Genomic DNA, 295 nt, shown 5'->3' with positions numbered 1-295 from the left:
AGTTCCAAGGGCCATGTTGGCCCAGTCGATGAGGTTGCAGCTGGACTTGGCCTCGGACACAGGACAGCCGTTCGCTCCTGGGGAGGAGAGGGTACGGGAGTTCCTGGAAGGCCTAGTAACAGACGACAGGGTGACGTGTGCCTACCGGTACTCGTGTCCCTGGCCGGAGACCTCTGTCTAAAGAGATCAATCGACACGAGACCGCACGCAGTGACCGTGATTAGCACGGCCTGGAGGACCCCCCATGAAGTTTGAGCGTCGTTTCACGAAGCCCAATCAAGATCCCTACGCAGCC

The 295-nt window shown here is 59.3% G+C and carries 1 protein-coding gene; it reads left to right on the top strand.

Features of this window, described 5'->3' with window-relative positions:
* Nucleotides 1-181 (top strand): hypothetical protein (locus tag QGG57_07005; GenBank protein MDP7007905.1); only part of this gene is annotated, 181 nt, incomplete at its 5' end.
* Nucleotides 182-295 lie beyond the last annotated feature (114 nt).

The organism is Candidatus Poseidoniia archaeon, from assembly GCA_030748895.1.
In the GTDB taxonomy this organism is placed as follows: Archaea; Thermoplasmatota; Poseidoniia; order MGIII; family CG-Epi1; genus UBA8886.
This window is presented reverse-complemented; position numbering and strand designations above follow the sequence as displayed.